The sequence below is a fragment of the Kribbella sp. NPDC054772 genome (genome assembly GCF_053611945.1).
In genome coordinates this window covers 102,148-122,719 of sequence record NZ_JBSHBJ010000017.1, presented here as the reverse complement: position 1 = coordinate 122,719, position 20,572 = coordinate 102,148, and the positions used below count along the sequence as shown (strand labels likewise).

The 20,572-nt window shown below is 68.8% G+C and carries 21 protein-coding genes; 11 read left to right on the top strand and 10 right to left on the bottom strand.

Features of this window, described 5'->3' with window-relative positions:
• The first annotated feature begins 83 nt into the window (after positions 1-83).
• Positions 84-545 carry a hypothetical protein gene (locus tag ACWGID_RS25220; protein WP_452200446.1) on the top strand — a complete coding sequence of 154 codons (462 nt, stop codon included), beginning with the start codon at positions 84-86 and terminating at the stop codon, positions 543-545.
• A gap of 71 nt (positions 546-616) precedes the next feature.
• Here ACWGID_RS25220 and ACWGID_RS25215 read toward each other — a convergent pair whose 3' ends face one another.
• The 3 genes from ACWGID_RS25215 to ACWGID_RS25205 form a co-directional block, all read right to left on the bottom strand.
• Positions 617-853, bottom strand: coding sequence for an antitoxin (locus tag ACWGID_RS25215; protein WP_452200444.1), 237 nt, complete (start codon positions 851-853; stop codon positions 617-619).
• Between the two features lie 14 nt (positions 854-867).
• Positions 868-1,392, bottom strand: coding sequence for a hypothetical protein (locus ACWGID_RS25210; RefSeq protein ID WP_452200443.1), 525 nt, complete (start codon positions 1,390-1,392; stop codon positions 868-870).
• Between the two features lie 151 nt (positions 1,393-1,543).
• Entirely contained in the window at positions 1,544-2,122 is a 579-nt protein-coding gene (locus tag ACWGID_RS25205) for an RNA polymerase sigma factor (protein WP_452200441.1), read from the bottom strand.
• A gap of 227 nt (positions 2,123-2,349) precedes the next feature.
• Between ACWGID_RS25205 and ACWGID_RS25200 the strand changes: the two genes are divergently transcribed.
• Together ACWGID_RS25200 and ACWGID_RS25195 are read left to right on the top strand one after the other, a co-directional pair.
• Positions 2,350-2,799 (top strand): N-acetyltransferase family protein, encoded by a 450-nt coding sequence (locus tag ACWGID_RS25200; protein ID WP_452200439.1) that lies wholly within the window; start codon positions 2,350-2,352, stop codon positions 2,797-2,799.
• Positions 2,800-2,860: 61 nt separating this feature from the next.
• Positions 2,861-3,358 carry a DUF2505 domain-containing protein gene (locus ACWGID_RS25195; protein ID WP_452200437.1) on the top strand — a complete coding sequence of 166 codons (498 nt, stop codon included), beginning with the start codon at positions 2,861-2,863 and terminating at the stop codon, positions 3,356-3,358.
• Here the strand turns inward: ACWGID_RS25195 and ACWGID_RS25190 are convergent.
• Positions 3,350-4,234 carry a LysR family transcriptional regulator gene (locus ACWGID_RS25190; RefSeq protein WP_452200436.1) on the bottom strand — a complete coding sequence of 295 codons (885 nt, stop codon included), beginning with the start codon at positions 4,232-4,234 and terminating at the stop codon, positions 3,350-3,352. The two genes, ACWGID_RS25195 and ACWGID_RS25190, sit on opposite strands and share 9 nt — an antisense overlap.
• Positions 4,235-4,355: 121 nt before the next feature.
• On the opposite strand from ACWGID_RS25190, the gene ACWGID_RS25185 reads away from it, so the two are divergent.
• Complete coding sequence (locus ACWGID_RS25185; RefSeq protein ID WP_452200434.1) at positions 4,356-4,751, top strand: hypothetical protein; 396 nt, start codon at positions 4,356-4,358, stop codon at positions 4,749-4,751.
• Between the two features lie 4 nt (positions 4,752-4,755).
• Positions 4,756-6,351, top strand: coding sequence for a multicopper oxidase family protein (locus ACWGID_RS25180; protein ID WP_452200432.1), 1,596 nt, complete (start codon positions 4,756-4,758; stop codon positions 6,349-6,351).
• Between the two features lie 3 nt (positions 6,352-6,354).
• On the opposite strand, the gene ACWGID_RS25175 is transcribed toward ACWGID_RS25180, so the two are convergent.
• Positions 6,355-7,935 carry a DUF4139 domain-containing protein gene (locus tag ACWGID_RS25175; protein ID WP_452200430.1) on the bottom strand — a complete coding sequence of 527 codons (1,581 nt, stop codon included), beginning with the start codon at positions 7,933-7,935 and terminating at the stop codon, positions 6,355-6,357.
• A gap of 173 nt (positions 7,936-8,108) precedes the next feature.
• Here ACWGID_RS25175 and ACWGID_RS25170 point away from each other — a divergent pair, with 173 nt between their 5' ends.
• Positions 8,109-8,639, top strand: a complete 531-nt coding sequence (locus ACWGID_RS25170; RefSeq protein ID WP_452200429.1) for a helix-turn-helix domain-containing protein — start codon at positions 8,109-8,111, stop codon at positions 8,637-8,639.
• A 1-nt stretch (position 8,640) separates the two neighbouring features.
• On the opposite strand, the gene ACWGID_RS25165 is transcribed toward ACWGID_RS25170, so the two are convergent.
• Together ACWGID_RS25165 and ACWGID_RS25160 are read right to left on the bottom strand one after the other, a co-directional pair.
• A complete protein-coding gene (locus tag ACWGID_RS25165; RefSeq protein WP_452200427.1) occupies positions 8,641-9,618 on the bottom strand; it encodes a helix-turn-helix transcriptional regulator in 978 nt (325 codons plus the stop codon).
• Positions 9,615-10,442 carry a helix-turn-helix transcriptional regulator gene (locus tag ACWGID_RS25160; protein ID WP_452200425.1) on the bottom strand — a complete coding sequence of 276 codons (828 nt, stop codon included), beginning with the start codon at positions 10,440-10,442 and terminating at the stop codon, positions 9,615-9,617. The genes ACWGID_RS25165 and ACWGID_RS25160 overlap by 4 nt, the downstream gene beginning before the upstream one ends.
• Before the next feature lie 100 nt (positions 10,443-10,542).
• Between ACWGID_RS25160 and ACWGID_RS25155 the strand changes: the two genes are divergently transcribed.
• Entirely contained in the window at positions 10,543-11,472 is a 930-nt protein-coding gene (locus tag ACWGID_RS25155) for an alpha/beta hydrolase (RefSeq protein ID WP_452200424.1), read from the top strand.
• Here ACWGID_RS25155 and ACWGID_RS25150 read toward each other — a convergent pair.
• On the bottom strand, positions 11,463-12,287 hold the full coding sequence (locus ACWGID_RS25150) for an SCO6745 family protein (RefSeq protein WP_452200422.1): 825 nt from the start codon (positions 12,285-12,287) through the stop codon (positions 11,463-11,465). The two genes, ACWGID_RS25155 and ACWGID_RS25150, sit on opposite strands and share 10 nt — an antisense overlap.
• Before the next feature lie 127 nt (positions 12,288-12,414).
• Here ACWGID_RS25150 and ACWGID_RS25145 point away from each other — a divergent pair, with 127 nt between their 5' ends.
• From ACWGID_RS25145 to ACWGID_RS25130, 4 genes are all read left to right on the top strand, one after another.
• Entirely contained in the window at positions 12,415-12,888 is a 474-nt protein-coding gene (locus ACWGID_RS25145) for a MarR family winged helix-turn-helix transcriptional regulator (RefSeq protein ID WP_452200420.1), read from the top strand.
• A gap of 97 nt (positions 12,889-12,985) precedes the next feature.
• Complete coding sequence (locus ACWGID_RS25140; protein ID WP_452200418.1) at positions 12,986-14,995, top strand: MMPL family transporter; 2,010 nt, start codon at positions 12,986-12,988, stop codon at positions 14,993-14,995.
• A gap of 65 nt (positions 14,996-15,060) precedes the next feature.
• The gene (locus ACWGID_RS25135) at positions 15,061-16,851 is read left to right on the top strand and encodes a hypothetical protein (RefSeq protein WP_452200416.1); all 1,791 of its coding nucleotides are present in this window, start codon (positions 15,061-15,063) and stop codon (positions 16,849-16,851) included.
• An 82-nt stretch (positions 16,852-16,933) separates the two neighbouring features.
• Positions 16,934-18,664 (top strand): redoxin domain-containing protein, encoded by a 1,731-nt coding sequence (locus ACWGID_RS25130; protein WP_452200414.1) that lies wholly within the window; start codon positions 16,934-16,936, stop codon positions 18,662-18,664.
• Here the strand turns inward: ACWGID_RS25130 and ACWGID_RS25125 are convergent.
• On the bottom strand, positions 18,651-19,880 hold the full coding sequence (locus tag ACWGID_RS25125; RefSeq protein ID WP_452200412.1) for an MFS transporter: 1,230 nt from the start codon (positions 19,878-19,880) through the stop codon (positions 18,651-18,653). The genes ACWGID_RS25130 and ACWGID_RS25125 overlap by 14 nt on opposite strands.
• On the bottom strand, positions 19,877-20,518 hold the full coding sequence (locus tag ACWGID_RS25120; RefSeq protein WP_452200410.1) for a GntR family transcriptional regulator: 642 nt from the start codon (positions 20,516-20,518) through the stop codon (positions 19,877-19,879). Before ACWGID_RS25120 ends, ACWGID_RS25125 begins: the two co-directional genes overlap by 4 nt.
• Positions 20,519-20,572: the final 54 nt, after the last annotated feature.

The window sequence follows — 20,572 nt, the reverse complement described above, 5'->3', positions numbered from 1 at the left end:
GCTGCCGGGCGAGGGCGCTACCTGATAGACACAGGTCCAGGTCCAGGTACGGGCAGCGGACAGGGAAGCGGCTTCGGATGGTAATGGCATGGCGGTTCGGCGCCGTTGGCGTTGACGCCGTGACGGCGGTGCTGCGGGATCCCGCGACGTTCGCCGACTGGATGATCGCCGTACCGTCCGAGCTCCGGCCCGCGCACAACTGGCCCGAGGCCGGTAGCACGCTGGAACGCGACACCGGCAAGGAGCTGCGGGCGCGGCACGCGCACAACCGGCACCTGATCGTCGCGGTGGTCGAGAGCTGGCGGCCGGACCACGAACTCGTCGTACGGCTGCGCAGTGGTCTGGGTGGCTGGGTGCGGATCGCGGTCAAGGTGCAGCCGCGACCGGGCGGGGCGCTGATTGAAGTCTGGTCCGACCCACTGACCGCGACCGCCCGCCTGCGGTACGCCGGTGCGGCGCGCGGCCGGGCCGAGGAACGCTGCGCGCAGGTCGCCGAACGGTTGATCAAGCTGGCCACTGTCGACATGCCTGACGACGACTTCTAGCAGGCCGGACGTGCCGGAGGCGGCCGCGGACAAGGTCCACGACCGCCTCCGGCAGTTCGATCAGGGCCGGATCAGCCCTGGTTGTCCGGGATGTCGTCGTTCTGGCCGTCCAGGTTGTCCAACCCTTCCTTGGCCTTGTCGACGCCGGCGTCGATCTTGTCGCCGTACTGGCCGCCGGTCTTCTCGTCGACGAAGTCGCCGGCCTTGTCCAGGCCTTCGCCGACCTTGTCACCGTGGCCGTCGACCAGGTCGGTGGCCTTGTCCTTCAGGCCTTCCGCGGCGTTCTTGATGTTGTCGAAGACACCCATGGTCAGATCTCCGCTCAGTTGCCGTAGCTGTTGTTGTCGCCGTCGTTCGACGAGCCGAAGCCGCCGTCCGACGAACCCTCGGTGCCACCCTGGCCGTAGCCGCCCTGCTGCGAGGACTCCTCGCGCTGACCGTAGCCGCTGTCACCACCAGACTCGCCGCCCTGGCTGAAGTCGTTACCACCGCGCGAGTCGTCGCCGGAGTCACCGCTCTGGCCGTAGTCGTTCCCGCCCCGCGAGTCGTCGCCGGAGCCGTAGCTGCTGCTACCCGACTCCTCGCGCTGACCGTAGTCACCACCGGACTCGTTGCCGGAGCGCTCCGACCCGCCACCCTGGCCGTAGTCATTGCCCTGGCTGTCGCTGTCGTTCTCGTTGCCCCGGCTCTCGTAACCGCCCTGGCTGTCGTTGCCGTCGTCGCCCTGGTTGCCCTGGCCGTACGAGCTGTCGCCGCGGGATTCCCCTCCGCTGGAATCCGCGCCGAAGTCGTTGCCCTGGTCACCGGAACGGTCCGACGATCCGTTGTCGTCGTAAGGATTGCTCATGCGATATCTCCCCGTGAGATATGGATGGATCGGCCGTGTCACGGCCGTGAGCCGGATGGCACCCGCCCTTTCCTACCGGAAGGTAGATAGGTGCGCAAGGACTCCGCGTCGGTGTTTCGCCCGCGTTCATCCACGGCGCCTCCCGCAGACCTCAACGATCCTTGATCAATCCGCGCAGGCGGTTGGTGGCGCGGAACTGCAGTTGCTTCACCGCGCCGTCGGTGCGGTCCATCGCGGCCGCGGTCTCGCTGATCGACAAGCCGGTGAAGAACCGCAGGAGCAGGCATTCACGCTGGTCGTCGGGCAGCCCGGCCATGGCGCCGCGCAGTGCGGCTTCGCTCACCGACGCGAGCGCCGCCTGCTCCGGTCCGGCCGACTCGTCGACCTGTGGATCGACCTCGTCGGTGACGACCGCGAGCCGGCTCCAGCCGGACCGGTGATGGTCGATCACCACGTTCCGGGCGATGGTGACGAGCCACGCCGCGAAGTTCAGCCGCGCCCGTGGTTTGCCGATCGCGCGGAACGCTCGCAGGAACGTCTCGCTGGTCAGGTCCTCGGCCACACTGCGGGACGAGGTCTTGCTGTAGGTGTAGCGGTAGATCGACGGCAGGTACCGATCGCAGAGCCGGCCGAAGGCCGGTCCATCGCCCGCTTGCGCGAGCCGGATCAGTGCGTCCTCGTCGTCTGTGTCGGTGGCGGTATGCGTGTGTACAGACACATGTGTGGACATGTCTCGGTCATGCACCGCCCGGTGCGAAATGCTCCATGCGCTTCCCAAGCCCCGTTCTCAGTCAGCTACGCCGTGAACATCACGAAAAGGTTACACAAGGTTGCGCATCGTGTCACGCCCCTTTCACTACGTACCGAAAATCACTTCGATATCGCTTACGTCGTCGTGCCGGCCCTGACGCGACGGCGACTGGTAGTTGCGTAGGGCAACAGGTGTGAGGAGGGGGCGTGGAAGACGTCCGGCTGCGACCTGCCACGTCGGCCGACGGCGAGTTCCTGTACGACCTGCACCGCCGGACGCTGGGCGACGTGATCGAGGCGACCTGGGGCCCGTGGGACGACGCCGTGCAACGGCAGTTCCACCGGAACTGGTTCCGTCCGGAGACGATCGAGATCGTGCTCGTCGACGGCCGCCGCGCGGGCATGCTGCAGGCCGCTCCAGACGCGGACGGCACGTACTACATCTCCCGCATCGAGATCGCTCCCGAGGCGCAGGGGCGGGGTGTCGGTACGACGTTGTTGCGGCGGCTCGTGGAGCGTGCGCGAGAGTCAGGTGCGGCGGCCGTCGAGTTGCACGTGCTGCAACTGAATCGTGCGCGGGAGTTGTACGAACGCCTTGGTTTTCAGGTGATCGCTGAGGAACCGCCGAAGCTGCGGCTGCGGCTGGTGCTGTCCTGATCGGGAGGCCGGAAGCTGCAGTACTCGTGACCGCTCGGTAGGGGTCGGGCAAGATGGGCGCATGGATTTGTCTCTCGCCACGTCGTACGACGCCTCTCCGGAGGAAGTGTTCGCGATGATCACCGATGTCACGTTCCAGCAGCAGGTGTTCGAGCGGATGCGGGCGCAGTCGTACGACGTCGTGGTGGGGGACGACGGTGACGACCTGGCGGTGCGGTTCCACTGGCAGACGAAGGCCTCCGACGTCCCGGTGGTCGCGCGGCGGTTCGTCGGCAGCACGCTGGAGCTTGCGCAGAGCAAGGTTTGGCATCGCGCCGATGTCAACGGTGCGCGTGAGGCGGATGTCGACGGCGAGCTGACCGGCGTACCGGTGAAGTTGATCGGTACGACGCGCATCGTGCCCGACGGCCGGGGGACCGCGCAGGCGTTCGACCTGCAGGTGACGGCGTCCGTCCCGGTGGTCGGCGGCCGGCTCGAGCAGCTCGTCGCCGATGCCGTCCGGGCTCGGCTGGAGAAGAAGTTCGAGGTCGCCAGATCCTGGTTGGACGGCTCACTCTGATCGAGGCGTCCAGTCCCACCCGGTGATAGCGGTCCGCAGCAACTGCGCGGCCGTCGACAGTCGGCTGTCCGCACTCCAAAGCAACGAGAGCGTACGCCGGCACTCGGGATGGTCGACGATGAGCCACGCGACTGGATAGTCGGGCATCGATCGGCGGGCGATCTCCGGATTGAAGCCGATGCCGAGGCCGGTCCGGATCAGCTCCTGGATCGTCCCCGCCTCGTCGCTTTCGCAGACGACCCGCGGTGTCAGACCCCTCTCGGTGAACAGTCGGTCGAGCAAGCGTCGTTGCCAGTGGCCCCTCCGGGCCGTGACGAACGGCTCGTCTGCGAGGTCGTCGACGGTCACCGTGGTGCGGCCTGCGAGCGGATGGTCGAGCGGCGTCACGACGTACACGGCTTCGTCCAGCAGGACGGCTGATTCCAAGCCGGCGCTGGGCACCGGTTGGGAGGCGACGCAGAAGTCGACGTCCTGTGCGCGCAACTGGCTGGGCATGTCCGCGGGCGACATCTGCCGGAGCTCGATCTCGATGCCCGGATGATCGCGCTTGAAGGCAGCCAGCGGTTCGGTCAGGGCCAGGAAGGTCTCGGCGGCGACCCGCACGGCACCCGAGCCTTGTTCGGTCGCCTCGGCGACGGCCCGTCGTCCGGCGTCGAGCTCACCGAGCGCGCGTTCGACGTACCCGCGGAACAGTTCACCTGTCGGGTTGAGCCGTAGTCGGTTCGCGCGGTCGAACAGCGGCGTACCGAGCTCGCTCTCCAGGCGGGCGATGGTGCGGCTGAGGGATGGCTGGGCGACGTGCAGTTCGTCGGCGGCCCGGCTGAGGTGCTCGAGCCGCGCGACGACGGCGAACTGCCGGAGCATGGTGAGATCCACCGCGGTCCTCTCGATTATGCCGTTTCGATCATAACTGGATAGCGATATTGGTCTTGGACGCTCATAACTCTCGAATCATAGTGTCGCTTCGCATCGAGAACCTGAGTGAGGAGGCTGCCCGATGACCAGCGGGTGGGTACTGCGGAGCGTGGTGAGCGCGCATCTGGTGGCGATCTGCGCCCAGCCGGTGTTCGCCGGCGTGTATCTGAGTGGTGACTTCGACGGTCTGCGGTTGCACGCGGCCGGCGCGGACGTGGTGACGTCGATCGGCTATCTGCAAGTGATCGTCGCGGTCGTCGTCTGGGTGCGGCTGCGGCAGGTCTGGCCGTTCGTCGCATCGCTGGCGGTGGTGGCCGCCGAGACGGTCCAGTACTTCGCCGGAATGGACGGTGCGTTGTGGCTGCACATCCCGCTCGGGGTGATCACGGTGGCCGCAGTGGTCCTGCTGTTCGTGTCCGTCTGGCGTCAGCCGATTGTGCGTCGGACCGAGCCTGAGGTGGGTGCTGACATTGCCTGAGCGAATGAGCCGACGGCAACTGTTCGGCATCGGTGGCGCGCTCGGGGTGGTCGCGGCGGGTGGGTTGTCGAGTGCTGCGGCGCTGGCGCGGCGTCCGGCGCAGACGGGGGCGCTGCTGCGGAGCGACGTACCGCTGCCGCCGGCGTTCGAGGTGCCGTTGCCGGTGCCTTCGGTGCTGGCGCCGGTGAAGGTGGTGGATGGTGTGAAGCGGTACGAGATCGTGCAGCGGGAGGTGACCGCGGAGATCCTGCCGGGGCTGCGGACCGGGTTGTGGACGTACGGCGGGACGTTCCCCGGACCGACCATCGAGTCGCGACGGGGCCAGGCGATCACTGTTGCGCACCGCAACGAGTTGCCGGTGCCGACGGTCGTCCACCTGCACGGCGGGCGGACACCACCGGCGTCCGACGGCTACCCGACCGACCTCGTGCTGCCGACGGGCTGGGTCCCGGATCACATGTCCCACGAGATGCCGGGAATGACTGGTATGCAAGGAATGCAAGGGATGCACGATCCGCGGGCGACGACGACCGAGGTGACACGGGAGTACACGTTCCCGCTGGATCAGCGGCCGACCTTGCTCTGGTACCACGATCACCGGATGGACTTCACCGCGCCGGCGATCTGGCGCGGGCTGGCCGGGATGCACATCGTCCGCGATGACGCCGAGGACTCGCTCGGTCTGCCGGCGGGGGCGCGGGAGCTGCCGTTGATGATCGCCGACCGGGCCTTCGCCGCCGACGGATCGTTCAGCTATCCCGCCCTGGATCCGACGCTGCGGTCCAAGCCGGGTGCCCAGGAGCCTTATATGGCAGGGGTTCTGGGTGATGTGATCCTGGTTAACGGTGCCCCGTGGCCGGTGCATGAGGTGGACGCGGCCCGGTACCGGCTACGGATCCTGAACGCCTCGAACGCCCGGCACTACGACCTCGAGGCGGTACTCGACGACGGACGGCGACTCGATCTCGTCCAGATCGGCGCCGACCAGGGCCTGCTTCGGGAACCGGTCAGGCATCGCAACCTGCCGATCGCGCCCGCCGAGCGGTACGACGTCGTTGTCGACTTCACCGAGGTCCCGGTACGAAGCCGGGTGCGGATCGTGAATCGCGCGGGGACCGGGCGGACGCGCGACGTGATGGCGTTCGACGTCGTACAGAAGGCGGCCGACGCGAGCCGGATTCCTCCTGTGCTGTCGGAGGATCTGCCGCAGTGGCAGCGATCGGAGGCGGTGCGGGTCCGTGACTTCGCGTTCCGCGCCGGGCAACTCGGGGACGGGCACGGATGGCTGATCGGTGGCCGGCCGTTCGCGCCGGATCGCACCGATGTCACCACGCGGCTGGGAGATGTGGAGATCTGGCGATTGATTGCCGACGTCCACCACCCGGTGCATCTGCACCTCGTGGGGTTCCAGGTGCTGTCCCGGGGCGGCCACGCGCCGCTTCCGCACGACGCGGGCCTGAAGGACACGGTGTCGCTGCGCCCGGGGGAGTCCGCCGAGATCATCACCCGGTTCGACGGCTACCGCGGGCGGTACCTGTTCCACTGCCACAACGCAGAACACGAGGACATGGGGATGATGGCCAACCTCGAGATCACCTAGCGGCTATTCGCGCCAACCCGTGAGGTCGACGGACTTGCCGGTGTCGACGCGGAAACCCAGCCGGACGGTGGTTTCGGCGCCGGCGGCGAGGTCGAGCTTCCAGGTGATGACGCCGAGTTCGGTGGTCTCGGCCGGGTCCGGATGGGTGCTGATCGGCTTGATGGTGATCTCGTGGTCGCGGGCCACCGGCAGCTGGTCGAGGACCGTGATCCGCGCGCTGCGTGGGGTGTGGTTCTCGATCCGGGTCTCGTACTCGACCTGACGGCGCCGGGTCGAGCCGAGGGTCGCCTTGGTGGCTTCCCGGCGTACCAGCTTTCGCTCGACGCGGATCCGGTCGTCGAGGCCGAGGGCGAGCTCGACGTCCTCGCCGGGGGCCCACAGCGGGAGCGCGGCCGAGCCGACGAAGTCCGCGTCGTGGAAGACCGCGGCGCGTCCGGCGGGCAGGGTGTGCGCGGACGAGTTCAGGACGGTCGCGCGCAGGTGGACGTCGGTCGAGCGGACCGGGGCGGTCACGTAGTCGAGCTTGGCCTCGAGGTCGATCGCGGCGATCGTGGCGCGGTGCGTCGCGCCGTCCGCGGGCACGGCGATCGGCCGGGGCGGCGTGTAGCTCGCGGCGGTGACGCCCTGCTCGACGATCGCTTCCGAATCGGCGAACGCCCGGTCTCGGCGTGCCGCCATCTGCATCCCGAGACGTGGTCCGGCGGGCGCGGACTGCAATGTCTCGGTCCCGTCCCAGGCGCCGGGTGCCGGGGCGGCGACGGGCACCGGAGGCTGGAAGCGGTCGAGGTACCACGGGTCGAGCTCGGGGATCTTCGCCGTGACGGTCGGCCGCGCGGTCGAGAGTGTCAGGTCGCACTCCGGCCAATCCTCGCCGGTCTGCTGCGTGACGAGGCCGTACCAGTTCAGCGTGAGGCGGTCGCCGGTAAGACGGACGTCGTACGAGCTGGTCCAGCCGGCGGCGGGGACGACGTACGAGAGCTCGATCTCGACCTCGGCCTGGGATTCCACCGCCAAGGCGATGGCGGCGGCGTGCCGGTCCGGCACGCGCTGCTTCGTGATCGCGGTCAGCCGACGCTCGACCGCCGCGAGACGCTGGTCCGCGTCGTGCCGCTGTGCGGCGAGCTCCCGGCGCGTGGCCCGTACGGCGGAGAGCCGGGTGGCGAGCGACTCGGTGAAGTCACCCAGCTCGGCGCCTGGTTCGCTCGACGCCAGCGTCCGCGCGAAGCTCCCCCCGGCGCGCCGAGCGAGCTGAGTGAGAAAGGCGTCCACCTGCGCCTGTACGTCGTCGGCGTCCGTCAGCTCGGCGACGTGGTTCTGGGCGTCGAGGCGCTCGCGTTCTAGCTCGGCGACGGCCTCGTCAGGTGCCTGTGGGTGGTGCTGTGTCGCGATGTCCACACCCAGCACGGTGGCCGGCCCGCGGCCGGAGACCCGGGCCGAGTCCTGTTCGAGGGACAGCGGGAGCGGTTCGAGGGACACCGTCTGGTCCCCGGCCGGCACCGCGATCCGCCCGCGCCGGGTCACCCGCGCGCGATCCGGATACACAGTCACACCAACGATCGGCGCATCCACCACGAGTCGACTCATACAACGACAGTAGCCAGCCGCTCCACCTGCCGGCTGGACTCCGGAATCCGAAGGGGTCGGCCGGAGAGCGAATTTCGATCCTCGCCCGTGTAGATCTGATCATGAGTCAATGGCTACAGAGCGTGTTGTCCGTCAACCGCTCGCGTGCGGCAGCGAACTGGGGAGGGGCTGCAGTGGCTGAAAAGGCATTGGGTCAGGAGTATCGGGAGCGGTTGGCCGAGTTGCTCGGGGAGCCGATCATGGTCGACGATCCGCTGATCACAACCGCTCAGGCGGCGGCGTTGCTCGGCGTGTCGCCACCGCGGGTGGTCGGGCTGGTGCGCGCGGGACGGCTGCCGGCCCGGTCGCGTGCGCATCGCCGGCTGCTGCTCTCGGACGTCGTCCAGGTCGGCCTGGACCGATGGATGTCCGTCGCGGAGGCCGGCGCCGAGCTCGGCCTCGGCCAGACCGGGGTACGGCGGTTGATCGCCGCGGGGCTGTTGCATGCCTACGGCAAGGAATTCCCGCTGCGACATCAGGACGTGGAGGTGCTCGCGCGGCTGCGCCAGGGCTGGCTGCCGTTGTCGGTCGCCGCGCGCAGTCTCAGTGTCGGCGTCGACGAGATCCACGAGATGCTGCGCGACGGCACGCTCACCCACACCACCGACGTGGCGCGGCCGGTGTACCGGCACGAACTCGCCACCCGCGTCGCTGCGATGACCTGACCTAGCAACCGTCGCGCAACGTCGTACCGGGCGACTGGCCGTATGTCGCTCGGTAGTGTTGGTTGAACCAACCAGTTGAGGCGAAGCCCCAGCGGAGCGCGATGTCGGCGACGGTGTCGCCGCTGTTGGGGTCCGCCTCTTGGAGTTCGCGGTGCGCGCCTTCGAGCCGGACGCGGCGGAGGTACTGACGTGGCGTGCACGACAGGTGCCGGCGGAACGCGTACTGCAGTGCCCGCGCGCTGGTGCCGGCGGCCGTCGCCATGTCCTCGACCGTGATCGGCTCGGCCGCGTTCGCGTCGGCGTACGCCGTCGCGCGGCGCAGACTCGCCGTACCGACCGAGCCGGGGGACGGCAGGTGGTCGAGTTGCATCGTCGCGTTCGGGAAGACGGTCAGCATCGACGTGGCGACGTACTCGAACAGCTGCGCGGCGACCAGCGGGTTGTCGGCGATCGACGGTGCCGTGCCGAGTGTCTGGCGGACGAAACCGCTGAGTGCCTGCCAGTGCAGGTTCATCGCCCGCGACACCGGCCGGCCGGCGCCGGGCCACAGCTGCTTCGGTACGACGTCGCACCGCCGGGCCGCCACTCGGTCGACCTCGGCCTGCGGGACCCGCACGACGACGAGCTCGAGCGGCTCGGCGCGGAAGTTCATCATGTCGTTGCTCGAGTACATCAAGGAGTCGCCGGCAGTGAGGTTGTGCGCGCCGGCGCGGTCGTCGGCCCCGAGCCGGCCGTTCACCAGCCAGACCGCGGTGAGGTCCCGCCACGAGTAGATGCGGCTGTTGAAGCTCATCTGCATTCGGCACCGATCGGCGCCGACGCCGCCACCGTCCGCCGTACTGAGAGCGAGGAAGCCGTCGTCACGGTTCCGGCCGACGAGGTGCAGCCGGGCCGGGTACATGCGGTTCAGCATCTGCACGGCCGCGTCCAGGCCAGATGCTCGTAGACTCTCGCGCCGCACTCCGGCCGTCGACGTCATCGCGGTGTGTACTCAGCCATCTGGAGCAGGAAGCGAAGTCCGTCGTACGACGGGGTGTCGGGGGCGGCCGTGTACGCGACCAGGAACTGCTCCGGGTGGGTGTCGACGGTGAACTGCTGCACGTCGAGCGTGAGCTCGCCGGCGACCGGGTGCACGTAGGTCTTGGTCAGTTGCCGCGGGCCACGAACTTGATGGGTCGCCCACCAGTTCCGGAAGTCGGCGTCGTGGACGCTGAGCTCACCGATCAACGAGTTCAGCGCCGGATCGCCAGGGGTGCGGCCGGCCTCCATCCGCAGTACGGCGACGCACTCGCGTGCCGATCGCGTCCAGTCGGCGTACAGCGAACGGAACTGCGGGTCGAGGAAGGTGAGGCGGATCAGGTTCCGGTGCGCGGACGGCAAGGCCTCGAAATCGGTGAGGAGTGCGACGGCGCCGCGGTTCCACGCCAGCACGTCCATGGTGCGGCTGAGCACCATCGCGGGGACGTCGTGCATGGTGTCGAGCAGTTGCCGGAGGTGCGGTGCCACCGCCGGTCGGGTCGGGCGTTGAGTGGGTGCGACGTCGGCGACGGTGAAGAGATAGGAGCGCTCGTCGTCTGCGAGTTGCAACGCGTCGGCGAGGGCGTCGAGAATGGGCCGCGAGACGCGACGGGTGCGGCCCTGTTCCAGGCGGACGATGTAGTCGATGCTGACGTGCGCGAGTTGGGCGAGCTCCTCGCGGCGGAGGCCGGGCACTCGGCGAAGGCGTCCGTCGTCCGGCAGTCCCACCTGATGCGGTTCGAGGGCGGCGCGCCGCGAGCGGAGAAACTCGCCGAGTTCGTTCATGATCCAAGTGTCTCCTAGGGATGGCATCCGTGCCTGGTACTGGCTTGCCTAGGCAAAACCCTCCCTGGAACCAGGTTCGGCCGGCGCCGACTGTGGAGCCATGACCGAACAACAGCAGCACGCAGTCGAGCCCATCGACGTCAGCTTCGTCAGCGCCGGCCTGAAGCTCGCCGGACACCTCTACGCACCTCGCATCGACGGACCCGCTCCGGCGGTCGTCGTCGGCCACCCTGGCAGTGGCGTGAAGGAACAGGTGGCTGGTTTGTATGCCCGCCTGCTCGCCGAGCAGGGTTTCGTCACGCTCGCGTTCGACGCGGCGTACCAGGGAGCGAGCGACGGTGAGCCGCGCGGGCTGGAGGATCCCGCGCAGCGGATCGAGGACCTGAAGGCCGCCGTGTCGTTCCTGACCACCCGGCCGGACGTCGATGCGGACCGGATCGGCGTCCTCGGCATCTGCGCGTCCGGCGGCTACAGCCTCGCCGCGGCCGGCACCGACCACCGGATCAAGGCGGTGGCGACCGTGAGCGCCGCCGACATCGCCCGCCAGTTCCGGCTGGGCGCAGACGGCACGCAGGATCCCGCCGTACTGCAGTCCCTGCTCGACGCCGCCGCAGCTGCTCGTACGGCGGAAGCTCGGGACGGCGGCGTCCAGTCCTTCGACCTGTTCCCGGCGACCGAAGAGGTTGCGCGGCAGGGTGGTCAGCACGTGTTCGAAGGCTGGGAGTACTACTGCACGCCGCGCGGAATGCACCCGCGCTCCGCGAAGACACTGACCTGGTCGAGCGTCGACCGCATCATCACCTTCGACGCCTTCCGCACAGTCGACCTGATCGCCCCACGCCCCCTGCTCCTCATCGCCGGCTCAGCAGCCGTCACCTCGTGGATGAGCGTCGAGGCCTATCAACGAGCCCAAGGCCCCAAGGAACTGTCGTGGATCGACGGCGCAACTCACGTCGACCTCTACGACAAGCCGGAGTACGTGACACCTGCCGTGGCGAGGCTGACGACCTTCTTCAGCACCTACCTGTAGCCGTTGGCCGCGATGTGGGCGGCGATTGGGGTGAGGTCGGCGGTGAGTTGGTCGACGTCGTGGGGGCTCAGGATCGCGTAGGCCGGTGCGGCCAGGGTGTCGGTGACGGACTCGATGTGGTTCTTGAGGTCGCGGCCGGCGGGGGTGAACTGGTCGGACTCGTCGACCAGGCCGCGGGCGCGGAGGCCGTCGACCACGGTGGCGAGCTGGTCGTCGGTGAGGGGGTTGAGCCGTCCGTAGTCCCTCGGCTTCATGCCCCAGTCGATCGCCTGGAACACGTGGGCTTTCTGCCCGTCGATGCCGGCGGCGACCAGCGCGATCGTGTGGCCGTCGCCGCGGTGTTCGCGGAGCAGCGTGGCCGCGTGCCAGATCCGGGCGACCGGCTCGTCCGGAACCGGGAGCGACCGCAGACCGGCGTACAGGATGCGGCCCGCGGGCGGGGCGTTGAACGCGATCTTGGTGGCGAGGTCGGCGGCGCGGGCCAGTTCGGGGGAGTCGGCCAGGTCACCGAGGATGCGGCGGAGGGCCTTGACCGCGCCCCGCTCGCGGGCGGCGAGCGCCGCTTCGGGAGTGGTGACCTCCCAGACGCTCGGGATGTAGGCGGCGACCTCGCCGGGGGCGAAGTTGTAGAAGAGGGCGTCGACGACTTCGGCGGGTACCTTGCCGAGCGGCGCCGACCGCGCTGCGAAGTACCCCGGCCAGTAGCCCTCGAAGCCGAGCGCGTTGATTTCCTCGGTCGGCTCCTCGGCCATGTAGGCGACGAGGTGGATCGGCTCCAGCAGTTGCTGGCAGAGGCGGCGCGCGATGGATTCCATCCGAGTGCTCCTAGCGATGACCGGACCGGTCCGTTGCCGGTCTCTCACCCTCGCTACGAACGGGGACGACGCCTTTCGACATGGTAATTTATCTCGGTTGTCGAGTTTTCTCGGAGGTGTCGTCGCGATGGGAGAAACGGGCCGTCGTCGCGATGAGCTGACCCGGCTGACGCAGGCGCTGGTGGCCGAGGGTCAGCGGATCGGTCACGTCTTCGGCCAGCGCAACGGCGTGCACTCGACCGATGTCGAGGCGCTGACCCGGATCCTGGTTGCCGGCCGCTCCGGGCATCCGCTCACGGCCGGTGAACTCGCCACCGACCTGGGGCTCTCGACCGGTACGGTGACCAGCCTGATCGATCGGCTCGAGCGCGCCGGTCACGTCCGGCGGGAGCGGGACACCGCCGACCGACGCCGCGTGATCCTGCACTACGGCGACTCCGGTCTGGAGCTCGCCGGGCGGTTCTTCGGCCCGCTGGGGGAGTTGCACGACAGCGTCACGCGGCAGTTCAGCGAGGCCGAGCTCGCGGTCGTCGCGCGCTACCTCTCGGCGACCCTGGAGGCCTTCCAGCAGTACCGCGCCGATCTCGCCGACGAGGCCTGAGCCCCGGACCCGGTGAGAGGCTGCGGAACGCCACGGTCTAATATCTTGATAATCGAGATACTAGATTCTGGAGATTCTCGTGTTCCGAGTTAAAGCTTTGCCGTCCTCCCGACGCGCCGCGGTGGTCTTCGTCCTGCTCGGGCTGGCGGTGGCGGCCGTCGCCCTGCTGAGTCCGAAGCCCGAGGCCGCGACGGCTCGTTCGGCGACCGGACTGTCGTCGTCGGTCGAGTCCGCCGAGGTCGAGCGGCTCCGCGACCAGTTGCCCGGCGCCACCGACGAGACCTCGGCGCTGATCGTCTTCAACCGGCCGGACGGCGCGGCACTCGACGCGGCACAACAGGGCGAGATCCAGAAGCGCGCCTCGGCACTGGGCGTACGGGTGCCCGTTCAGGTGTCGGAGGAACGAACAGTCGCGCTGGCGATCCTGACGCTGCCATCAGGCGACGACGATCAGATCAGCAAGCAGGTCGACAAGCTCCGCGCCGACCTGAAGGACCTGCCCTCCGGTGTGCAGGCGGCGGTGACCGGCCCGGCCGCGTTCACCACTGACCTCGTCCGGGTCTTCGACGGCGCGGATACCAATCTCATCCTCGTCACGGCGATCGTGGTCGCGATCCTGCTGCTGATCACTTATCGCAGCCCAGGCCTCGTCCTCGTGCCGCTGCTCGTTGTCGGCCTGACCGAGCAGACGACCACCGGTCTGTCCGAGCAGGTGCTCGCGCGGCTCGGCCTCCCCGGCGGCGGACAGGTTTCCGGCATCGCGAGCGTCCTCGTCTTCGGCGCGGCGACCGACTACGCATTGCTGCTGATCGCCCGGTACCGCGAGCAACTCCGGCAGAACGACGACGCGCTGGTCGCACTCCAGATCGCCGTACGCCGGGTCGCGGAACCGATTCTCGCCAGCGGTGGAACGGTCATCGGCGCGCTGGCCCTGCTGTTGCTCGCCAGTACCGAGACCCTGCAGGGAATCGCGGTGTCCTGCATCATCGGCATCGCGTTCGCGATGCTCGCCGGGCTGGTCGTGCTGCCGTCCGCGCTGGCGTTGTTCGGGCGGCGGATCTTCTGGCCCTTCGTCCCGCGCGTCGGCGACCAGGCGTCCGAAGGAAAGCTCTGGGGTCGCCTCGGTACGGCGGTCCTCAAGCGACCCGCCCTGATCCTGGTCGCGTCCCTGATCGTCCTGGCCGGGCTCGCCATCGGTGGACTGGGCGCGCGCACCGGACTCGCACAGAACGAGCAGTTCCGCGTTGAGCCCGAGGCGGTCAAGGGCGCCAAGGTATTGGCGCAGGCGTTCCCGGCTGGCAGCACCGATCCGGTGGTTGTCGTCGGGCCGGCCTCGGCGGCCGACGAGATCGCCCGGGTCGCACGAACGGTCGACGGCGTGGCCCAGGTGACGCCGGACCGGAAGAGCGACGAGGTCGTGTCCTTCAACGTCGTACTGTCGTCCGAGCCGGGGAGTTCCCAGTCGGTCGATGCTGTCCGCGGGTTGCGGAGTGCGCTTGATGTCGTCGACGGCGGGTCGGTGCTGGTGGGCGGCGGCCCTGCCGAGACGCTCGACGTGGACAAGGCCGATCAGCGCGACCGGTTGCTGATCATCCCGTTGATCCTGTTGCTGGTCGGTGCGGTGCTGGTCGCCGTACTCAGGTCGGTGCTCGCGCCGGTGCTGTTGCTGTTGACGGTGATCGCGTCGTTCTTCGCGAGCTTCGGTGCGAGTTGGCTGTTGTTCGACCACTTGTTGGGGTTCCCCGCGTTGGATGGCTCGGTCTTCTTGCTCTCGTTCCTGTTCCTGGTCGCGCTCGGGGTCGACTACAACATCTTCCTGACCACACGGGCCCGCGAGGAGGCGGCCACGTCCGGCACGCGCGACGGGATGCTCACCGCGTTGCGGGTCACCGGCGGCGTCATCACCAGCGCTGGGTTGCTGCTCGCGGCCGTGTTCGCGGTACTCGGCGTGCTGCCGTTGATCACGTTGACGCAGGTGGGTGTGATCGTGTGCGTCGGCGTACTCCTCGACACGTTGCTGGTGCGGACTGTCGTCGTACCGGCGCTGGCTTTCCTGCTGGGAGACCGTTTCTGGTGGCCGGGACGCGCCGATCGATCAGTGGCGTAACGCGATCGATGACTACTCGTTGTAGTTCGGTCTGAGCAGTACGGGGCCTGACAGGAAGTAGATTCATGCGTCGCGGACAAGCCGGCACGGTGGTTCCCCAGTCGTACGACGCGTTGGTGAACGTCGTCTTTCTGGCCACCCCGGTCAGACTCGGCCGGCACCGCCGAGTGCTGCTCGCGCACGCGATCGTCCAAGGCCTCGAAGACGGTACGCCGGACACGGTGTTCAGCGTGGCGATCAGGGAAGCTCTGGTCGCGCGTTCTGTTCCGCGCTGGATGGGGATTCGGGGACTGCGGTTCTTCCCGGTGACCGATTCGCTGCAGCCGCTGCAGAGCGAGGTCGAGCTGTACCGGTCCGCGCCGGAGGTGCGTGCGGCGTGGGCGCTGCTGCACCGGTCCGGGCTCGAGGACGATGCGCTGGTCGGGGTACTGCGCGATGCCGGGATCACCGCGCCGGAGAATGTGCTCGCCGCGGCTCGGCAGATCTCGGTTCCAGCCGATCAGATCTTCGACCCGTGCGCGGTGAAGCTGGCGCCGGAGTGGAATCGGCGGACGCGACCGCGGTTCGCGCTGCTGGCGATCCCGGCCGTGCTCGTGGTGCTCGGTCTGGTCGCGGCCGGCCTGATCTGGCGGCTGAACGGCGACTCCACGACGCAGCCGCAGGCGACGAGCATGGGCGTGGCGGACTCGCGCGGCCCGGCGCGGCAGGCCTCCTTCAGCGCGGCGGCCTCGGATGACGAGTGGCGCCGTACCTCCAAGCTCGACTTCAGTGCGTGGCCCGCGCGCGGCGAACTCCTGCAGGACAAGGGTTTGCAGGACCGCATGTGGCGCTTCTGGGAGAAGCAAGCGCAGATCGACGCGGCCCCGGGTACGTCGACCGTGGCGCCGACGACCCCGCCCTCGGTGCTGTACGCCGGCAACGTCGACGGATCCCTGGTCGTGGTGGTGTACGACGGTCAGCGGCTCGGCCGCTACACCGAGGCCGCCGGCCGCGGCAGTCTGCGGCTGGACCGGGTCGACTCGGCCGATCTGATGACGTCGGCGGCGCTCGTCGTGAGCCGTGGTCCGCAGGGCCGCAGGTATCTGCTCGCGCCGTGGATCGCCGGTGCCGGCGTGCGCGATCTCGCCGTACGGGATGCGGTGTCGCGTCCGCTCGCGGTGACGAACGGGCTCACCGCTGCGGTTCCCGCGGGCGGTGCCGGTTGCCGGAGCCGGTTCGTTCTCGAACTGCGCAGTTCGCCCGCGGTGGCGGAGAAGCACGCGTTCGTGCTCGCGGACCTGGATGCCTTCGTGCCCACGCACCTCACCTATATGCCGGCGCCGGACGGGGGAGCGGCACGCCCGCCGCGCGAGGTGCTGAGCACCGACGCGCGCAACTCGTGGGCCTTGCACGCTTGCAGTTTGGATGCCTGGCGCAACAATTCGGCGCGGCTCATCAACAGTTGGGCGTTCGCCGAACAGACGCTCCCCACGGGTGGCACGGCTCGTTGGACGTGCTTGCGGCTGGATACCTGGACCGGCGGCGGCCAGGCCAGCATCCGGCTGGAGCCTCCCTCGGGTGCGGCACTGCCCGTGTCGGCGGCGACGAACACCAGCGCCTGCAGCCGGTTTTCCCAGAACGTGGTCGCCGCGACGCTCTGGCGCGCCCCGAACCGCGCTTCCTACTTGCTGGCCGCGGGCAGCCGCCGCATCTCGCATATCACCGTCCGCGAGAACCGCGGCGCGCAGACGTACGGCACACCGGTCGCACTCCCGTTCACCTCAGGCACCGCGGTCACGAGCATCGCCGGCAAGGAAACCACCGGAACGACGATTCCCGGTCTGATCAACCCGGCTCTCACTCGCGCCGCGCGCTGATCGCGGGCCTTCGGCCCATCCGAGGTGACGTCGGGGCCGATGAGATGGTGTTGCTTCGGTCGTCGATCGTTGGAGTCGCACCATGGTCACACTCGCCCTCATCGGTCTGCTCGGTGGTCTGATCACCGGGGTCTCGCCCTGTGTGTTGCCGATGCTGCCGATCATCTTCTTCGCCGGTACGACGGGAAGATCTGCGCCCGCGCAATCGGCGAGCGGCGGCGTCCTGGTCGACGAGGCACCGGTCCGCCGTGGTGGGCGGCCGCTGAAGATCATCGCCGGGATCGTGGTCAGTTTCAGCCTGTTCACGCTGACCGGCTCGGTGATCCTGTCCGCGCTCGGGCTGCCGGACGACTTCCTGCGCTGGATCGGCTTGGTCGTGCTGGCTCTGGTCGGCCTCGGGTTGATCTTCCCGGCGCTCGGGCATCTGATCGAGCGGCCGTTCTACCGGTTGCCGAAGGTCAATCGTCAGGACGGCGGCGCGTTCGTGCTCGGTCTGGGTCTCGGCACGCTGTACGTGCCGTGCGCCGGCCCGGTGCTGGCCGCCATCACGGTCGCCGGTGCGACGGGACACATCGGCTGGCGCACGGTGGTGCTGACGGTGTCGTTCGCGATCGGTGCCGCGTTGCCGCTGCTGGTGTTCGCGTCGGCCGGTTCGCGGATTTCGCAGCGGGTGAAGGCGTATCGGGATCGTGCGCGGGGTTTCCGGATCGCTGGGGGAGTGGTGATGCTGGCGCTTGCGGTGGCGTTGGCGTTCAACATCACGGACGTGATCCAGCGCGCGCTGCCGTCGTACACGAGTGGGCTGGAGCAGAAGGTCGCGGAGAACAAGACCGTGCAGGGTGCGCTGGCGCCGGCGATCGGGAACGCGTCGACCGAGCTGTCCAAGTGCACGCCCGGCGCCGCCGAGCTCGCCGAGTGCGGTACGGCGCCTGCGATCCAGGGCACGCAGCAGTGGTTCAACGGCAAGCCCGTCAATCTCACCGACCTCAAGGGTAAAGTGGTGTTGATCGACTTTTGGGCGTACTCGTGTATCAACTGCCAGCGCGCCACCCCGCACCTGCTCGCCTGGGACAAGGCGTACCGCGACCTCGGGCTGGAGATCATCGGGATCCACTCGCCGGAGTTCGCGTTCGAGAAGGACGCGGGCAACGTCGTCGCCGCGATCCGTGCCGAGGGCATCCGCTATCCGGTTGCTCAGGACAACAATTTGGCGACGTGGACGGCGTACCGGAACCAGTACTGGCCGGCGAAGTACCTGATCGATGCGAACGGCGTCGTACGGTCGATCAAGTTCGGTGAGGGGTCCTACGCGCAGACCGAGAACCAGATCCGCGAGTTGCTCACCCAGGCACACCCGGGGATCAAGCTGCCCGACCCCGTGGACGGGAGCGTGCGTGCCGAGGTCGCGGGCAAGGGGCTGACGCCGGAGACCTATCTCGGGTACTCGCGGTCGAAGAACTTCAAAGGCACCGGCTCGATGGCGCCGCGGAAGACCGCGAGTGCGTTCGGGCTGAACGCCTACCAGCCCGACGACACGTACAGTCTGGGTGGCAACTGGACTGTCGGCACGCAGAACGTCACAGCAGCGACCGGCGCCCAGGCGCGTCTGAACTACCGCGCCGCGAAGGTCTACCACGTGCTGTCCGGCCACGGCACCGTCACGGTCTCGATTCCGGGGCAGCCGGACCGAACGATCACCGTGAACGGTACGCCGAACGCCTACCCGCTCGTCGACACCCAGGTGGTCCACCGCGACACCATGACGCTGAAGTACTCGCCGGGCGTCTCCGCCTACACCTTCAGCTTCGGCTGACCAGGTGGCGCGACCAGCCCGACGAGCTGGTCAGTGTGCAGGCCAGACAGGTCAGGGCGACGGCGGTCAGCATCGCCGGGAGGCCGAACCAATGACCGAGGAAGGCCAGCGTGGCGGGCAGCAGGAACCCGACGTACGCGAGGGCGTAGTAGACGCCGGTCAGTCGGCTGAGATCCTCGGGCCGGGCCATGCGCTGTACCTCGAGGAGTCCGGAGACGACCGCGATCCCGTACGCCGCTCCGAGGACCAGCGCGACCGGTACGGCGAGCCACGGACGGGCCACCACAGCGGTCAGGGCCGCCAACGCCATACCGACGGTCATCACCGCCATCGAGACCACGACCGCGCGGGCGGTGGAACGGTCGTCGAGCCGACGGGCGATCGGCTGGACGAGCACTCCGGTGACGAGTGTGGCGACGGTCAGGCCGGAGGTGAACAACAGCGCCCACTTGCCCAGGGACGCGTCGACGACCTGCGGGACGATCGCGTACGCGACGCCGGCGGAGCCGAAGATCCAGGGCGCCATCGGCAGGACGACGTGCAGGAACCGGCGATGCGCGACGCCAGGAACCCGCAGCCTGTCGAGCAGCCGGATGTCCTTGCCGGACTCGCGTCGCGTCTCGACCGATGAGGTCAGCACGAGCCAGAGCGCGGGCAGGCACAGCGCGAGGTGCACGACGTACGGCCAGACGAGAGCGGGAGAGGTCCATTCGGCCAGCAGGCCTGCCGACGCGGGACCGGCGGCGAAGCCGGTCGTGAGCAGGATCGCGGATCGACGCGCGCCCGCTCCGGGGGTCGCGTACGCCGACAGCTCGGTCACCCAGGCGGTGCCGACAGCCATGGCGATGCCGACTGCGATGCCGGACAGTGCGCGGCCGGCGAAGAGTGCGGGGTAGCCGGCCACGTCGCCCAGTGCGAGCAAAGCGCTGCCAGTGAAGGAAGACGCGAGTCCGACGAGCATCAGTGGGCGGCGGCCGAAATGGTCGGACAGTCCGGAGGCGATGAGCAGGCCGGGCACGAGGCCCACGACGTACGCGCCGAGGAAGACGTCGACATCGAGTTGGGAGAACCCGCCGTGCTGGCGGTAGACCATCAACAGCGGCGTGAATTGGTTGCCGCCCCACCCGATCACCAGCATCGCGAGGCCGACCGGCCACCAGGCGCGCTCCGCCACGCGGACCGCGGGAACGGCCCGCACCTGGACGTCAGCAGTCACTGGGCGCCACCCAGAAACGCCGCGTGGGTTGCGGTGAGGTGGGCCGTCAACGACGTGTCGAAGCCGTTCGGATCGCCCTGCTCGATGAACTCGGCCAGTCGGCGGTGCTCGGCGACCAGGGTGGCGAGGTGCTCGGTGCGGGCGCCGATCGAGCTCAGGGCCATCCGGCGCTGCCGATCCGTGAGGGTCGAGTAGAACCGCAGCGAGAGCGCGTTGCCGCTGGCCGCGACGATCGCACTGTGGAACTGCTCGTCGGCCACCACGAAGCCCTGCACGTCGCCCGCGTCCGCGAGCTCCTGCTGCGTCGCGAGCAACCGGATGAGCGTGGCGTGCAGCTCCCCGTTGCCGGTCGCCGCGAGCCGGCGTACGGCGGCGGTCTCGAGGGCCCGCCGAACCTCCAGTACGTCGGTTGCCTCGCCGGGCTCGACCGGGACCACGACCGCGCCCCGTCGGGGCACCAGTCGCAACAGCCCCTCGGCCTGCAGTCTCAGGAACGCCTCGTGGACCGGGGTTCGGCTGATCCCGAGCGGTGCGCCGACCTCGACCTCGCTCAGCAGATCCCCACCGCGGACAGTGCCGGAGAGGATGCCGTCCTTCAGTGACAGGTACGCGCGCTCGGCTGCAGGAATCTCGGTCACAAGCCCTAAGCATACAACCTTGCATGCAAGAACCTTGTAGGGCGCTGAGAGCCA

Coding starts and splice junctions, on each gene's coding strand:
- ACWGID_RS25195 (WP_452200437.1), top strand. CDS start 2,861: ATGGATTTGTCTCTCGCCACGTCGTACGACGCCTCTCCGGAGGAAGTG.
- ACWGID_RS25175 (WP_452200430.1), bottom strand. CDS start 7,935: ATGAGTCGACTCGTGGTGGATGCGCCGATCGTTGGTGTGACTGTGTAT.
- ACWGID_RS25220 (WP_452200446.1), top strand. CDS start 84: ATGGCATGGCGGTTCGGCGCCGTTGGCGTTGACGCCGTGACGGCGGTG.
- ACWGID_RS25135 (WP_452200416.1), top strand. CDS start 15,061: ATGCGTCGCGGACAAGCCGGCACGGTGGTTCCCCAGTCGTACGACGCG.
- ACWGID_RS25185 (WP_452200434.1), top strand. CDS start 4,356: ATGACCAGCGGGTGGGTACTGCGGAGCGTGGTGAGCGCGCATCTGGTG.
- ACWGID_RS25180 (WP_452200432.1), top strand. CDS start 4,756: ATGAGCCGACGGCAACTGTTCGGCATCGGTGGCGCGCTCGGGGTGGTC.
- ACWGID_RS25205 (WP_452200441.1), bottom strand. CDS start 2,122: ATGTCCACACATGTGTCTGTACACACGCATACCGCCACCGACACAGAC.
- ACWGID_RS25215 (WP_452200444.1), bottom strand. CDS start 853: ATGGGTGTCTTCGACAACATCAAGAACGCCGCGGAAGGCCTGAAGGAC.
- ACWGID_RS25145 (WP_452200420.1), top strand. CDS start 12,415: ATGGGAGAAACGGGCCGTCGTCGCGATGAGCTGACCCGGCTGACGCAG.
- ACWGID_RS25150 (WP_452200422.1), bottom strand. CDS start 12,287: ATGGAATCCATCGCGCGCCGCCTCTGCCAGCAACTGCTGGAGCCGATC.
- ACWGID_RS25160 (WP_452200425.1), bottom strand. CDS start 10,442: ATGAACGAACTCGGCGAGTTTCTCCGCTCGCGGCGCGCCGCCCTCGAA.
- ACWGID_RS25210 (WP_452200443.1), bottom strand. CDS start 1,392: ATGAGCAATCCTTACGACGACAACGGATCGTCGGACCGTTCCGGTGAC.
- ACWGID_RS25130 (WP_452200414.1), top strand. CDS start 16,934: ATGGTCACACTCGCCCTCATCGGTCTGCTCGGTGGTCTGATCACCGGG.
- ACWGID_RS25165 (WP_452200427.1), bottom strand. CDS start 9,618: ATGACGTCGACGGCCGGAGTGCGGCGCGAGAGTCTACGAGCATCTGGC.
- ACWGID_RS25155 (WP_452200424.1), top strand. CDS start 10,543: ATGACCGAACAACAGCAGCACGCAGTCGAGCCCATCGACGTCAGCTTC.